The organism is Nostoc sp. C110, assembly GCF_043099725.1.
GTDB lineage: Bacteria > Cyanobacteriota > Cyanobacteriia > Cyanobacteriales > Nostocaceae > Nostoc > Nostoc muscorum_A.
The window spans coordinates 3,793,142-3,808,700 of record NZ_CP171148.1 but is presented as its reverse complement, the minus strand read 5'-3'; the positions used below and the strand labels follow the sequence as shown (position 1 = coordinate 3,808,700).

General features: G+C 43.5%; 6 protein-coding genes and 1 CRISPR repeat array. Of the genes, 2 read left to right on the top strand and 4 right to left on the bottom strand.

The window, feature by feature from the left end; translation table 11 throughout:
* Positions 1-303: 303 nt before the first annotated feature.
* The gene (gene bchH / locus ACFFRD_RS21695) at positions 304-4,083 is read left to right on the top strand and encodes a magnesium chelatase subunit H (RefSeq protein ID WP_392477360.1); all 3,780 of its coding nucleotides are present in this window, start codon (positions 304-306) and stop codon (positions 4,081-4,083) included.
* Between the two features lie 449 nt (positions 4,084-4,532).
* Here the strand turns inward: bchH and ACFFRD_RS21690 are convergent, their stop codons facing one another.
* Complete coding sequence (locus ACFFRD_RS21690; RefSeq protein WP_179074774.1) at positions 4,533-5,222, bottom strand: Uma2 family endonuclease; 690 nt, start codon at positions 5,220-5,222, stop codon at positions 4,533-4,535.
* A 431-nt stretch (positions 5,223-5,653) separates the two neighbouring features.
* On the opposite strand from ACFFRD_RS21690, the gene ACFFRD_RS21685 reads away from it, so the two are divergent.
* Positions 5,654-12,274, top strand: a complete 6,621-nt coding sequence (locus ACFFRD_RS21685; protein ID WP_392477357.1) for a HAMP domain-containing protein — start codon at positions 5,654-5,656, stop codon at positions 12,272-12,274.
* A gap of 27 nt (positions 12,275-12,301) precedes the next feature.
* Positions 12,302-13,192: a CRISPR direct-repeat array (repeat unit 37 nt; unit sequence GTTTCAATCCCTGATAGGGATTTTAATGAATTGCAAT).
* 268 nt (positions 13,193-13,460) lie between these two features.
* On the opposite strand, the gene cas2 is transcribed toward ACFFRD_RS21685, so the two are convergent.
* The 3 genes from cas2 to cas4 all read right to left on the bottom strand — a co-directional run bounded on the left by cas2 (position 13,461) and on the right by cas4 (position 15,528).
* Positions 13,461-13,748, bottom strand: coding sequence for a CRISPR-associated endonuclease Cas2 (gene cas2, locus ACFFRD_RS21680; RefSeq protein ID WP_392477355.1), 288 nt, complete (start codon positions 13,746-13,748; stop codon positions 13,461-13,463).
* A gap of 13 nt (positions 13,749-13,761) precedes the next feature.
* On the bottom strand, positions 13,762-14,766 hold the full coding sequence (cas1d, locus tag ACFFRD_RS21675) for a type I-D CRISPR-associated endonuclease Cas1d (protein ID WP_392477353.1): 1,005 nt from the start codon (positions 14,764-14,766) through the stop codon (positions 13,762-13,764).
* 168 nt (positions 14,767-14,934) lie between these two features.
* Positions 14,935-15,528 (bottom strand): CRISPR-associated protein Cas4, encoded by a 594-nt coding sequence (gene cas4, locus ACFFRD_RS21670; protein WP_392477351.1) that lies wholly within the window; start codon positions 15,526-15,528, stop codon positions 14,935-14,937.
* Positions 15,529-15,559: the final 31 nt, after the last annotated feature.

Below are 15,559 nucleotides of genomic sequence, written 5' to 3'. Positions count from 1 at the left end.
CTGTTAACCCTGAGCAGCTTAACACATAATACTTTACAGTATTAAAGAATACGTGATATTTTCTACACACCTGCGGGAGATTAGATATTATCGAGTTGCATACATTCACAAACTTGTCAGCACAAGAAATTCGTTCGCTGTGTAGAGGTACTACAGGAATTAAAATATCCCAAAGGCGTTGGTGATGGTGAAGTTCTAGCTACCTCAAGAAATTATTGACCGGAATCTGTGGGTAGATATATGACAATCAACCTGAAAGCACGTTTAAGATTTAAGTAAAGAAATATTTCGTAGCTTACAGGCATGAAACGCATCGTCTTGGTTGCTGGGTTTGAATCATTCAACGCTGACTTATACAGGAAAGCAGCTTTTTTAGCTAACTCTCGCTGTCCTGAGTTGGATATTCGGGTATTTAGCGATCGCAATATTACCAGTCAACGCGCCGAGGTAGAAGCAGCACTTGATAACGCTGATGTATTTTTCGGTAGTCTACTATTTGATTATGACCAGGTTGTGTGGCTGCGCGATCGCGTTTCCCAAATTCCCATTCGCCTAGTCTTTGAGTCAGCCTTAGAATTGATGAGTTTAACCAAGCTGGGTGACTTTGCCATTGGCGACAAACCCAAAGGAATGCCCAAACCAGTTAAATTCATTCTTGACAAATTTAGCAACGGACGAGAAGAAGACAAACTTGCTGGTTACATCAGCTTCTTAAAAATTGGCCCCAAACTACTGAAATACGTCCCAGTGCAAAAAGTCCAAGACTTACGCAACTGGTTAATTATCTATGGTTACTGGAATGCTGGCGGCCCAGAAAACGTCGCTTCATTATTCTGGACACTGGCAGAAAAATACTTAAATTTAAAAGTCGGTGACATTCCCCCGTTAATTGAAACCCCCAACATCGGATTACTCCACCCCGATTATCAAGGGTTTTTTGAATCCCCAAAAGCATACCTAGAATGGTATGAAAAGATCCCCCCTAGCCCCCCTTACAAAGGGAGGAATATTAGCCCCCCTTCTCAAGGGGGGTTGGGGGGATCTCAAGCGACAAAACCCGTTATTGGAATTCTCCTCTACCGAAAACACGTCATCACCAAACTACCCTACATTCCCCAACTAATTCGCAGTTTTGAAGAAGCCGGGTTAACTCCTTTACCCATCTTCATCAACGGTGTAGAAGGACACGTGGCGGTACGAGATTTGATGACAACCGACTATGAAATTCAGCAACGACAACTAGGTAATATAGAAACTCCCTCACTTTCTAGTGAAGCAGTTAAAGTAGATGCGATCGTTTCGACAATTGGCTTTCCTCTCGTGGGTGGCCCAGCTGGTTCAATGGAAGCAGGCCGCCAAATAGAAGTAGCAAAGCGCATCCTGACTGCCAAGAATGTACCTTATATTGTTGCTGCACCACTATTAATTCAAGATATTCACTCGTGGACGCGCCAAGGTGTTGGCGGATTGCAAAGTGTGGTGTTGTACGCCTTACCAGAATTGGATGGGGCTATTGATACCATTCCTCTCGGTGGTTTGGTGGGCGAAAATATTTATCTAGTCCCTGAACGGGTGCAGCGATTAATTGATAGGGTGAAAAGCTGGGTGTCTTTGCGGCAAAAACCTGCTTCGGAACGCAAAATTGCAATTATTTTATATGGGTTCCCGCCAGGTTATGGTGCTGTGGGGACTGCTGCATTATTAAATGTGCCGCGTAGTTTGCTGAAGTTTCTCCACGCACTGAAAGAACAAGGTTACACTGTTGGGGATTTGCCGGAAGATGGGGAAGAATTGATTCGCTGGGTGAAAGAAGCAGATGAAGCTAATCCTCTTGTGGGGCAGTCGTCTCGCCTGCCCCTAAATAATAGCGCTCATGTTGCCCACCCCACAAGTACTGTAAATTTCCGCACTCTAGAAAAATGGCTGGGATATTTACAAACTTCCCGCATCGAAAAACAATGGAAATCTTTGACGGGAACTGGTATTAAAACTTATGGCGAGGAATTTCAGATTGGTGGTGTGCAATTAGGTAATGTGTGGATAGGTGTACAACCACCTTTGGGGATACAAGGCGACCCGATGCGCTTAATGTTTGAACGGGATTTAACGCCTCATCCGCAATATGCTGCTTATTATAAATGGTTGCAAAATGAGTTTCAAGCTGATGCTTTAGTTCATTTTGGAATGCATGGGACGGTGGAATGGTTGCCTGGTTCTCCGTTGGGTAATACGGGTTATTCTTGGTCGGATATTTTGTTAGGAAATTTGCCTAATCTATATATATATGCGGCGAATAATCCGTCTGAATCGATGTTGGCAAAACGTCGCGGTTATGGTGTGTTGATTTCTCATAATGTACCGCCTTATGGTCGCGCAGGTTTGTATAAGGAATTGGTGGCGTTGCGGGATTTGATTTCGGAATATCGGGAAGATCCGCAGAAGAATTATGTTTTGAAGGAAGGGATTTGTAAAAAGATTGTGGACTCTGGGTTGGATGCAGATTGTCCGTTTGCGGATGCGAAGAAGTTGGGGATTGCGTTTACGCCGGAGAATGTGCGGATGTTTAGTGGTCATGCTTTTGATGCTTATTTGGTGGAGTTGTATGAATATTTGCAGGTTTTAGAGAATCGGTTGTTTTCTTCGGGGTTGCATACTTTGGGGGAAAGGCCGAGTGAGGAGGAGTTGGGGGCGTATTTGGAGGCTTATTTTGGGGGGGAAGAGGAAGAAAACGAACCGCAGAGGCGCGGAGAACGCAGAGAGGAGAGAGAGGAGGAGGAAAGATTAATAAGGGATTTGTTGATGCAGTCTACGGATGAGTTGACGAATTTGTTGAGGGGGTTGAATGGGGAGTATATTCCGCCTGCGCCTGGGGGGGATTTGTTAAGGGATGGGGCTGGTGTTTTGCCGACTGGGAGGAATATTCATGCTTTAGATCCTTATCGGATGCCTTCGCCTGCTGCTTATGAACGGGGGCGGGAAATTGGTCAAAAAATTATTGCCCAGCATTTGGATGAATATGGGAAGTATCCTGAAACGGTGGCGGTGATGCTTTGGGGATTGGATGCAATTAAAACTAAGGGTGAATCTTTGGGGATTCTGTTGGAGTTGGTGGGGGCTGAACCTGTTAAGGAAGGAACTGGTAGAGTTGTTCGTTATGAGTTGAAGCCGTTGGCGGCGGTTGGACATCCCCGGATTGATGTGTTGGGTAATTTGTCTGGGATTTTCCGGGATAGTTTTGTCAATATCATCGAATTGTTGGATGATTTATTTCAACGGGCGGCTGATGCTGATGAACCGGATGATCAGAATTTTGTTAGGAAACACGCTTTGGCTTTAAAAGCCCAAGGGGTAGAAAATGCCTCGGCGAGATTGTTTTCTAATCCGGCGGGTGATTTTGGTTCTTTGGTAAATGATCGCGTTGTGGATGGTAACTGGGAATCTGGTGAGGAGTTGGGGAATACTTGGCAAAGCCGCAATGTATTCAGCTATGGGAGAGAGGATAAAGGTCAAGCTAGACCGGAAGTTTTGAATACTTTGTTAAAAACTAGCGATCGCATTGTTCAAGAAATTGATTCGGTAGAATATGGTTTAACTGATATTCAAGAATATTACGCCAATACGGGCGGTTTAAAAAAGGCAGCAGAAAAACAAAGCGGTAAAAAGGTTACAACTAGCTTTGTGGAAAGTTTCTCGAAGGATACTACACCCCGCAATTTAGATGATTTGCTGCGAATGGAGTACCGCACCAAGTTGGTAAACCCCAAATGGGCGCAAGCGATGGCGAATCAAGGTTCTGGTGGTGCTTTTGAAATTTCTCAACGAATGACGGCGTTGATTGGTTGGGGTGGTACTGCCGATTTTACCGATGATTGGGTTTATGACCAAGCGGCTGATACTTATGCGTTAGATGCAGAGATGGCGGATAAGCTACGGAAGGCAAATCCTGAAGCTTTTCGCAATATTTTAGGGAGAATGTTAGAGGCGCATGGGCGGGGTTTCTGGGAAGCTGATGCTGAGAAGTTAGATAAGCTACGTCAGTTGTATGAGTTGACAGATGAACAGTTGGAGGGTGTGACAGTTTAGAAAGTAGATGCGTTAAAAGTTCAAGTAAAGACACTAACCATTAATAAAAATTATTGTAGAGACGGCGATTTATCGCGTCTTTGCTTAACCGAACCGTATTGAAAACGATCTCTCTTACGCTTGAGGTTGTAAAAATTTAAACCTTTGCAGCTAATGTTACTTCATTTATAAGAAAGGCTTAAGTTTTTCTTGCAAATGTATAAGCCGTTGTAGCAAATGCTTAATACTTTGCAACAAATACTCATCCATATATAAGAAATGCTTAAGCCTTTCTTGCAAATGTATAAGCCGTTGCAGCAATTGTTTAATACTTTGCAACAAATACTCTTCCATATATAAGAAAGGCTTAAATCATTGCAGCAATTGTTGTAATGAACTTATGAATTTATCTTTTCTTGTGGGGTGGGCAACATGAGCGCCCTATTTATGCAAGTTAAATGTGGAACAGCTTATTCCTGTTTGTTCAATTGCTGCACAAACGCATTATGTTCCGGCGACTTCAACCCTGCTTGCACTACCTCCAACACTCGCACCATCTGATTGTTTAACAGCGCCTCCACCGCTAACCACAAACCCGGAAACACCTGAGAGCGAATAATTCCATCTGCACCGGGAGATAGCGATTGATAGTCGCCATCAATTAGGCAAAACCATTCAATTTTATTCTCGTAAGATTGCCAGATTACGTACTCCAACACCCCATTACGGCGATAAACCTGCTTTTTACTGCCTCTATCAATAGCGGCACTACTCGCTGCAATTTCAACAATCAATTCGGGAGATCCTTCAATGTAACCGTCGCTGCTTAAACGGGTTTGTCCGCCTGCGTCTGGTTCAATAAACAGCACTACATCTGGCTGGGGTTCATTGTCTAAATCTAGTCTGACGGTTGGGGCATCACTCAAATCAACGCCAGGAGTCAGTGATTGGTAAACTCCTAACCAAGTTATCATCCGACTGTGGGGTTTGCCATGTTGCTCGTGTCTTAATGGAGATGCCACGTAAACGATTCCTTCAATCAGTTCTGCTTTCTTGATATGGGGTGCAGCCGCATAACGCCGTTCAAATTCAGGGCGAGTTAGGCGATCGCCACTTTCAAGCGGAGGCAGATGTTTCTGGGCTGAGTACTCTCTAACCATTTGCCAATCCTTGGAGTTGCCGGATATTTCTGACTTTAGCAAACCTCAGTTATCACTTAGAATTTCTTGATTTGCTTCTTGCCTCAAATTCCAAAAATCAAAAAACGTGATGTTAATTGTCACCGTGTATTCTACTGTGCGATCGCTTACTTGCCCAAGTTAGACATCGCCGACAATTGATGCTGCATAACAGCGTCCAACTAGCTATCATTAGCTAAGTGGTAAAGTGGTGTGCCAGATATATCGACGGTAATACCGTTTAGTTAGTAGTCTTTATAAACTGCTTACACTCGCACCCATAAAAATTAGTTTGATCCATTTTCTATTCCCTGCTCTGTATTATGATCCGCATTACCTAAAAGTTATCTCACTAGGTACGGGGTGCAAAAAATACAAAAAATTACTCAAGAATTAAGATTAAGGATACGGCTATGGCAACCGAACAGTTAACTAGAGACAGCGACAATCTCGATTTAAATCAGCTACTAAGAACGCTGAATGCTGTTAAACAGGGTGACTTCTCGGCTCGGATGCCTATAGATCATACTGGTGTGGCGGGGAAAATAGCTGACACGCTCAATGATATTATTGACCAAAATGAGCGGATGGCGGCGGAGCTACAGCGAATTGGTAACGTTGTCGGCAAAGAAGGCAAAATTGCTGAACGTGCTTCTCTGGGAGATGTTCGTGGTTCTTGGTCAAATTGCGTTACTTCTGTCAATACTCTAATTACAGATTTAGTTCAACCAACAGCTGAAACTACGCGGGTAATTCGGTCGGTTGCTAATGGTGATTTATCCCAAACGATCGCTACAGAAATTGATGGTAGACCTCTCCAAGGTGAGTTTCTCCAAACTGCTAATATCGTCAACACGATGGTAGACCGGCTTGGTTCCTTTGCATCGGAAGTAACAAGAGTTGCCCGTGAAGTGGGAACTGAAGGAAAGTTAGGCGTTCAAGCTGAAGTGCAAGGTGTGGCTGGCACTTGGAAAGATTTGACTGATAACGTTAACTTAATGGCGGGTAATCTCACCGGACAAGTTCGCAACATTGCCGAAGTTGCAACTGCGATCGCCAATGGTGACTTATCCAAAAAAATCACTGTTGATGTGAAAGGCGAAATTCTGGAGTTGAAAAACACCGTCAATACAATGGTGGATCAACTTAATTCTTTTGCGAGTGAAGTGACAAGAGTTGCCCGTGAAGTGGGAACTGAAGGTAAGTTAGGCGTACAAGCCGAAGTTAAAGGAGTTGCAGGTACTTGGAAGGATTTGACTGACAACGTTAACTTGATGGCAGGAAATTTAACAGCCCAAGTCCGTAACATTGCGGAAGTGACAACGGCGGTAGCAAACGGTGACTTATCTAAGAAAATTACTGTTGATGTCAAAGGCGAAATTTTAGAGTTGAAAAACACCGTTAACATCATGGTGGATCAACTTAATTCCTTTGCATCGGAAGTAACAAGAGTTGCGCGTGAGGTGGGTGCTGAAGGAAAATTAGGCGGTCAAGCAGAAGTTCGCGGGGTAGCGGGTACGTGGAAAGACCTTACCGATAGTGTGAATTTCATGGCGGGAAGCTTGACGGCACAAGTGCGGAATATTGCGGAAGTGACAACGGCTGTGGCGAATGGCGATTTATCCAAGAAAATCACTGTCGATGTGAAAGGTGAAATTCTGGAGTTGAAAAACACTATTAACACAATGGTGGATCAGCTTAATTCCTTTGCAAGTGAAGTTACAAGAGTTGCCCGTGAGGTAGGAACTGAAGGGAAGTTGGGCGTACAAGCAGAAGTCAGGGGAGTTGCGGGGACTTGGAAAGATTTAACCGATAACGTTAATTTAATGGCGGGTAATCTTACCGGACAGGTGCGAAATATTGCCGAAGTTGCAACTGCGATCGCAAATGGTGATCTATCCAAAAAAATCACCGTCGATGTTAGAGGTGAAATTCTGGAACTCAAAAATACCATCAATATCATGGTGGATCAACTCAGTTCTTTTGCATCAGAAGTAACAAGGGTTGCCCGCGAAGTGGGCAGTGAAGGTAAACTGGGTGTGCAAGCCGATGTGCGCGGCGTGGCTGGCACTTGGAAAGATTTAACCGACAGCGTGAACTTCATGGCGGGAAGTTTAACGGCACAGGTGCGGAATATTGCCGAAGTAACTACGGCGGTTGCAACAGGTGACTTATCCAAGAAAATTACCGTCGATGTGAAAGGTGAAATTCTGGAGTTGAAAAATACCATTAATACAATGGTGGATCAACTCAATTCCTTTGCATCAGAAGTAACAAGGGTTGCCCGTGAGGTGGGAAGTGAAGGTAAGTTGGGGGTGCAAGCAGAAGTTCGAGGTGTAGCTGGCACTTGGAAAGATTTAACCGACAGCGTGAACTTCATGGCGGGAAGTTTGACGGCGCAGGTGCGGAATATTGCGGAAGTAACTACGGCGGTTGCAACAGGCGACCTTTCTAAGAAAATTACCGTTGATGTCAAAGGTGAAATTCTGGAACTCAAAAATACCATCAACACGATGGTGGATCAACTCAGTTCCTTTGCATCGGAAGTAACGCGAGTTGCGCGTGAGGTGGGAACTGAAGGTAAATTGGGTGTACAAGCAGAAGTCAAAGACGTTGCCGGCACTTGGAAAGATTTAACGGACAGCGTAAACTTCATGGCGGGAAGCTTGACGGCACAGGTGCGGAACATTGCCGAAGTGACAACTGCGATCGCAAATGGTGACTTATCTAAAAAAATTACTGTTGCCGTCAAAGGCGAAATTCTCGAACTTAAAAATACCATCAATATAATGGTGGATCAACTCAACTCCTTTGCAAGTGAAGTGACGCGGGTTGCCCGTGAGGTGGGAAGCGAGGGTAAACTAGGCGTGCAAGCAGATGTGCGCGGTGTCGCTGGAACTTGGAAAGATTTAACTGACAGCGTGAACTTCATGGCGGGAAGTTTAACGGCACAGGTGCGAAACATTGCCGCCGTTACCACAGCTGTAGCTAATGGCGACTTATCTAAGAAAATCTCCGTTGATGTCAAAGGTGAAATTTTAGAGTTGAAAAATACCGTCAACACGATGGTGGATCAACTAAATTCCTTTGCAAGTGAAGTTACAAGAGTTGCCCGTGAGGTGGGAACTGAAGGTAAGCTGGGCGTACAAGCAGAAGTCAAAGGTGTAGCCGGCACTTGGAAGGATTTAACTGACAGTGTAAACTTCATGGCGGGAAGTTTGACGGCACAAGTGCGAAACATTGCCGAAGTTACGACAGCCGTCGCAAACGGCGACTTATCTAAGAAAATTACCGTCGATGTAAAAGGTGAAATTCAAGAACTTAAAAACACCATTAATACAATGGTGGATCAGTTAAATTCTTTTGCATCAGAAGTTACCAGGGTTGCCCGTGAGGTGGGAACGGAAGGTAAATTGGGCGTGCAAGCTTACGTCAGAGGAGTTGCTGGGACTTGGAAAGATTTGACGGATAACGTGAACTCAATGGCGGGGAACCTCACCGGACAAGTTCGCAACATCGCCGAAGTTACGAAAGCGGTAGCGAATGGCGATTTATCTAAAAAAATTACCGTCGATGCCAAAGGCGAAATTTTAGACTTGAAGAATACTACCAACACGATGGTAGATCAACTTAGTTCCTTTGCCAGTGAAGTAACGCGGGTGGCGCGGGAAGTGGGAACTGAAGGGAAGTTAGGCGGACAAGCGCAAGTCCAAGGTGTTGCAGGGACCTGGAAAGATTTAACAGATAACGTTAACTCGATGGCGGGTAACTTAACTGCACAAGTACGCGGTATTGCCAGAGTTGTAACGGCAGTTGCTAACGGAGACTTGAAACGGAAACTGATGTTAGATGCTAAGGGAGAAATTGAAACCTTGGCAGAGACAATCAACGAGATGATTGATACTCTAGCGACATTTGCCAATCAGGTAACTACAGTAGCGCGGGAAGTAGGAATTGAAGGGAAGTTAGGCGGACAAGCTAGAGTACCTGGCGCGGCTGGAACTTGGAAAGATTTGACGGATAATGTGAACGAACTTGCTGCTACACTGACAACTCAGTTGCGAGCGATCGCAGAAGTTGCTACAGCTGTAACTAAAGGTGATTTAACTCGTTCAATTGCCGTCGAAGCACTAGGGGAAGTAGCGATACTCAAAGACAACATCAACCAGATGATTGCCAATCTGCGGGAGACAACGCAGAAAAACACTGAGCAAGATTGGTTAAAAACTAACCTAGCCAAGTTTACCCGAATGCTGCAAGGGCAGCGAGACTTAGAAACCGTATCTAAACTAATTCTCTCAGAACTAGCACCCTTAGTAGGAGCGCAACACGGCGTATTCTTCCTGATGGAGTCTGGGGAAAATACACCGTTTTTAAAACTAATTAGTAGCTACGCTTACCGCGAACGCAGACATCTAGCTAACCGTTTCCACTTAGGTGAAGGTTTGGTGGGACAATGCGCTTTAGAAAAAGAGCGGATTCTGTTGACAGATGTACCAAGCGATTATGTGAGAATTGCCTCTGGTTTAGGAGAATCCTCTCCACTTAATGCCGTGGTATTACCTGTACTCTTTGAAGGACAGGTGACAGCAGTCATAGAATTAGCATCTTTCCGCCGCTTTAGCGAAATTCATCTGACATTCTTCGACCAGCTTACCGAAAGTATAGCGATTGTTCTCAACACGATCGCAGCATCCATGCGAACAGAAGAATTACTCAAGCAATCGCAATCTTTGGCTGAAGAACTCCAAACCCAGCAAAGCGAACTCAGAGAAACTAACAAGCGCTTAGAAGAACAAGCCCAATCACTCAAAGCCTCTGAAGATTTACTCAAAGGACAGCAAGAGGAACTGCAACAAACTAACGCTGAGTTAGAAGAAAAGGCAGAGTTGTTAGCTATGCAAAAGAAAGAAGTCGAGCGCAAAAATCGAGAAATCGAACAAGCAAGAATGTCTTTGGAAGACAAAGCTGAACAACTCGCCCTTTCTTCAAAATACAAATCAGAATTTCTCGCCAATATGTCCCACGAACTGCGGACACCGCTAAACAGCTTGTTAATTTTGGCCAAGTTGTTGGCAGATAACATAGATCACAACCTCACCGCCAAGCAAGTTGAATACAGCCAGACAATTTACTCAGCCGGTACTGACTTGTTGGCATTAATCAATGACATTCTGGATCTCGCTAAAATTGAATCTGGAACTATGTCAATTGACATAACCCAAATGCCTTTGGTAGAGTTGGGCGAACAAATTGAGCGCACCTTCCGGCAAATCGCTCAGAGCAAAGGACTTGCATTCACAATTGAATTTACTCCCGACTTACCCACAACCATCTATACAGATGTCAAACGCTTACAACAAGTGTTAAAAAATCTCCTCTCCAACGCTTTTAAATTTACAGAGCAAGGGGAAGTCCGCTTGCAGATTGCGGTGGCGAAACAGGGATGGAGCAACGACCAAGTAACTTTAAATCGCGCTCAAAATGTCATCGCCTTCTCAGTTAGCGATACAGGGATTGGCATCGCTCCCGACAAGCAAAAAGTTATTTTCGAAGCATTTCAGCAAGCCGATGGCTCTACTAGCCGCAGATACGGCGGTACTGGATTAGGCTTATCAATTAGCCGCGAAATCGCCCGTCTCTTTGGCGGCGAAATTAAACTAACAAGTCAACCCGGTCAAGGTAGCACCTTTACATTCTTTTTCCCCCAATTGAATGTTGAGCCTACATCAACACAACTCCTTACTCCCTACTCCCTACTCCCTACTCCCCACTCCCCACTCAGCACTCAGCACGGGCTAAACCTTAGCTATCCGCTAACATCACTGATTAATGACGATCGCGCTACTATTGGCATGGGCGATCGCGTTTTGTTAATCGTCGAGGACGACGTGAATTTTGCCCGCATCCTTATAGAGATGGCGCAACAGCATGGATTTAAGGTGATAACAGCCCAAAATGGCAGTACAGGTTTAGCATTAGCGCAGCAATTCCATCCTTCAGCCGTTTTACTAGATATCCGAATGCCAGAAATGGATGGTTGGACGGTATTGGATCGTCTGAAACATGACCCAAATACCCGCCACATTCCCGTACACATTATGACCGTTGAAGAAGGGCAACAACGCAGTTTGCAACTAGGTGCGATCGCATATCTGCAAAAGCCCTTAAGCAGCGAGACAATATCCGAAGCATTGGTCAAAATTAAAGGTTTTGTTGAGCGCCAGGTAAAAAATTTACTGGTAGTCGAAGACGATGACACTCAACGGCATAGCATTGTCGAATTAATTGGCAACAGCGATGTTCATACTACTGCTGTTGCCACAGGTGCAGAAGCCCTAGAAGCCATCCGCACCCAGCATTTTGATTGCCTCGTCCTCGATTTAGGGCTACCCGACATGACCGGGTTTGAATTGATCGATCAGATTAAGCTTCTACCTCACGGCAAAACATTGCCCATCATTGTCTACACCGGTAGAGATATTAGCAAAGCTCAAGAAACCGAACTGAGACGGATTGCCGAAACAATTATCATTAAAGATGTGCGATCGCCCGAACGTCTCCTCGATGAAACGGCATTATTTTTACACCGAGTCCAAGCAAATTTACCTGCACCCAAACGACAAATACTTGAACAATTGCATTCCATAGATTACTTACTTGCTGGCAAGAAAGCGCTAATTGTAGACGACGATATGCGTAATATTTTCGCGCTAACAAGTATGCTGGAGCGTTATCAAATACAAGTGTTATACGCTGAAAACGGCAGAGAGGGGATTAACGTGTTAGAAAATACACCAGATATTGATGTTGTTTTAATGGATGTAATGATGCCAGAAATGGACGGTTACGAAACAACAAGCTTAATCCGCCAAAACGAGCAATTTAAATCTTTGCCGATTATTGCACTGACAGCTAAAGCCATGCAAGGCGATCGCGAGAAGTGTATTGAAGCCGGTGCATCAGACTACATCACCAAACCCGTAGATACTGAACAACTGCTTTCACTATTGCGTGTTTGGCTATATCGGTAAGTTAAATTAAAGGAGGCAGGGGGCAACGATTTCAACCCTAATAGGGATTTAGATGAATTGCAATTCGTAAGGGAAGCTGTAATGGGATTTTTGCGATTAGTTTCAATCCCTAATAGGGATTTTGATGAATTGCAATACCACATACATAAGTTGCCAGAAAGAATTGGGATCGTTTCAATCCCTGATAGGGATTTTAATGAATTGCAATTCTAGAGTCATATTTTAATCGTATTAAATTTTCTTGTTTCAATCCCTGATAGGGATTTTAATGAATTGCAATCTGCCTTTAAATTCAAGTAGATTGGGTACTTCCAAGTTTCAATCCCTGATAGGGATTTTAATGAATTGCAATCTGCCACAGAAAAGTTGTTGTTTAGCTTAGTGTTGTTTCAATCCCTGATAGGGATTTTAATGAATTGCAATCGGTGATTTTATTTTTCTTTATTGTGTTCTGGCTGTTTCAATCCCTGATAGGGATTTTAATGAATTGCAATAGTTTACGCACAATGTACGCTTTGATTGAGGAAGGGTTTCAATCCCTGATAGGGATTTTAATGAATTGCAATTTCAATAGCAGCAGCACTAGGGGAAGCACCAAAGTTTCAATCCCTGATAGGGATTTTAATGAATTGCAATTATGGCAGCCATAATCGATCAGGTGTGCCCAGAAGTTTCAATCCCTGATAGGGATTTTAATGAATTGCAATGCAAGATTGTTGATGCTGATAGGTAAATCTCGTGTTTCAATCCCTGATAGGGATTTTAATGAATTGCAATTTCAGTTGCTTTGATTCATTCTCAAGGCTTGAAAGTTTCAATCCCTGATAGGGATTTTAATGAATTGCAATGAACTGGAAATCCTCCTGATGCTACTCCAACACGTTTCAATCCCTGATAGGGATTTTAATGAATTGCAATAGCGGGAGGCTGAAAGCCAAGCTGTATTTAGTTTTCAAGGTGCGGTTGCGCGATTCAAGGGCAATCATAGCATTAGAGAATTCGTTTGGAAAGAGCGCCAGGAAACTTTAAAAGCTAAAACCCTATTTTGAGAAGCATTTCAGAGATTGCGCGGATGAGGATTAGGCGATTAATGGGTTGAAAACCTTACTGGAGGTTGAATAGAAGCACTTTTTTAGACCTGTGGAATTTGTACACCTACCCTTCCGCGCATTTTACATACAGAAACCTACCCAGAAGGGGACTCAGCAAAGAAAATTGTTTCGTCTCGTGGCTGTTCTCCGCCAATGCGTTCGACTTTTCGCTGACAACAGCCACAGAGAAAATAAAAGCGCACGCTATCGGTATCGGGTTTAATCAATTTAGCTAAACGCGATCGCAGTTTAGCATACTGAGTGGAAGTGATATTGCACTCAAACACACTCAGTTGCATCCATTGTCCATAAGATTTAAGAATCGAATGGATTTTTGTCCGACGCTTATCTTCTGGAATGTCGTAGCTGACAACAATATACATGTGAGTGGGGGAATTATTTGAGAATTAAAGGAGGATATTTATCGATTTCGTTCATGAGGTATTTAGCCAGTAACCTCGCTTGAATTTCAAAGGATTCTTGGTAGGTGCATTTGTTTCCCAAAACTGGATGTTTGAAACTCGATAGTTTCTTTTGTTGATAAGCGCGAAGAAATGTATGCAGTCCTTCTTTGGTTAAAGACACAGCACCACTAAGCGGTTCGGTGGTAAAGTCAGTTAGGGTTAGCGATCGCTTGTTAATCAGCGACAACACTACAGCATCCACTATTAAAGGACGAAATTCTTCCATCAAGTCCAAAGCTAGGGAAGGTCTACCATAACGTTCAACGTGTAAGTATCCTAGATATGGATCGAAGCCAACAATATTTAAAGCACTTTGCACATCATGGCGTAGTAATGAATACCCAAAACTCAGTAGGGCATTAACCGGATCGGTTGGTGGACGGCGGTTTCTGGCTTCAAATCGGAATTCTGGGGTTTTGATTAGCTCTTGAAAGGAACCAAAATAGGCTGCACTACCAGCACCTTCTAAGCCTCTAAGGGAATCAATACTGCTAGTTTTTTCAATTGGTGCGATCGCGTTTTCCAATCGAGTGATGTTATTATTCAGGTCAGTATCAGGATGTTCTCGCTGAGTGCGAAGTAAGCTATGGCGGTAATTTTTCAATTTACCCCGGACAAATCCTCTGACTAAATGGATTGCTGGTTCTGATTCTCCCACAGCTTGCCATTGGGCTTTCCGAACAAAGATATTTTTAGTAGCTTCTGGTTCTAAACGTCCTAAATATCGTCCGTTTTGTGTGAGAAATGTTAAACAAATGTGACGTTCTAAAAGTTCATTGACGACGGCAGGAGAAATAGTAGCCCGTCCTAGTACTACAATCCCTTCTATTTTAATTAAAGGGATATCCAAGATTGTTTTTTGTTCAGCTTTAACGGTGAGACGTTCGTCAACTTTACCGATAAAAGCATCGGCTTGTGTTACGTAAAGTGTTCCCATTTTTGATTCTTCCTAGTAATAATTAGGGATTGAGTAAATAGATTTATCGGGTATAATTAAATACGGTTTAACAAGGCTTGTTGTGTAGATGATTGGTCTTTCAAGTCGCGATAAATCGCGTCTCTACATGATGGTTTTGGGATTATCTGAAATGTATTGGGGTATGATTTAATTTACTTCTTGATAACTTTTGACTTTATCGGTTGCTTTGGGCAAACATTGCGAATAAAGACTGCATCCTTGGCAGCGTTTGCTGTAAACTGGTTTTGGCATTGCTCCTGTTTCTAGGAGATTTGTCACAGATTCAATAGTAGCGATCGCACTTTGTCGTAACTCTGCATTAATCTCTACTAATTGCCGTTTATGCGAGTGGGCATAATAGATATATCCAGTAGTAACAGGTTGTCCTGTCATCTCTTCTAAACATAAGGCTTGGGCACAAACTTGCAACTCATCGTTATCCCATTCGCCTTTACGTCCTCGTTTATATTCCACTGGATAAACTTGACCAGATTCGGCTTCAATTAAATCAGATTTACCAATTAACTTGTATTGTTCAGACTTGAGCCAAATTGCCCGAACTTGCCAAGTTTCTCCTCGCTGTATATCGCTTGTAGTGTGGACGCGATCGTGTAAGGTTGTGCCTTCAATTGTGTATTGATTATCAATAAACTCCCCTGCACAAAACATCCGCCAACAGCGATGCGGACAATAGGCATATTGATTCAATGCCGCAATAGAAATATATTCACTTTGGTTCATAACTTAAATGGTTTTTAAATAATTATTGAAA

Excerpts from the sequence above, each read along its gene's own strand:
- ACFFRD_RS21685 (WP_392477357.1), top strand. The coding sequence starts at position 5,654 with ATGGCAACCGAACAGTTAACTAGAGACAGCGACAATCTCGATTTAAAT.
- bchH (WP_392477360.1), top strand. The coding sequence starts at position 304 with ATGAAACGCATCGTCTTGGTTGCTGGGTTTGAATCATTCAACGCTGAC.
- cas2 (WP_392477355.1), bottom strand. The coding sequence starts at position 13,748 with ATGTATATTGTTGTCAGCTACGACATTCCAGAAGATAAGCGTCGGACA.
- cas4 (WP_392477351.1), bottom strand. The coding sequence starts at position 15,528 with ATGAACCAAAGTGAATATATTTCTATTGCGGCATTGAATCAATATGCC.
- ACFFRD_RS21690 (WP_179074774.1), bottom strand. The coding sequence starts at position 5,222 with ATGGTTAGAGAGTACTCAGCCCAGAAACATCTGCCTCCGCTTGAAAGT.
- cas1d (WP_392477353.1), bottom strand. The coding sequence starts at position 14,766 with ATGGGAACACTTTACGTAACACAAGCCGATGCTTTTATCGGTAAAGTT.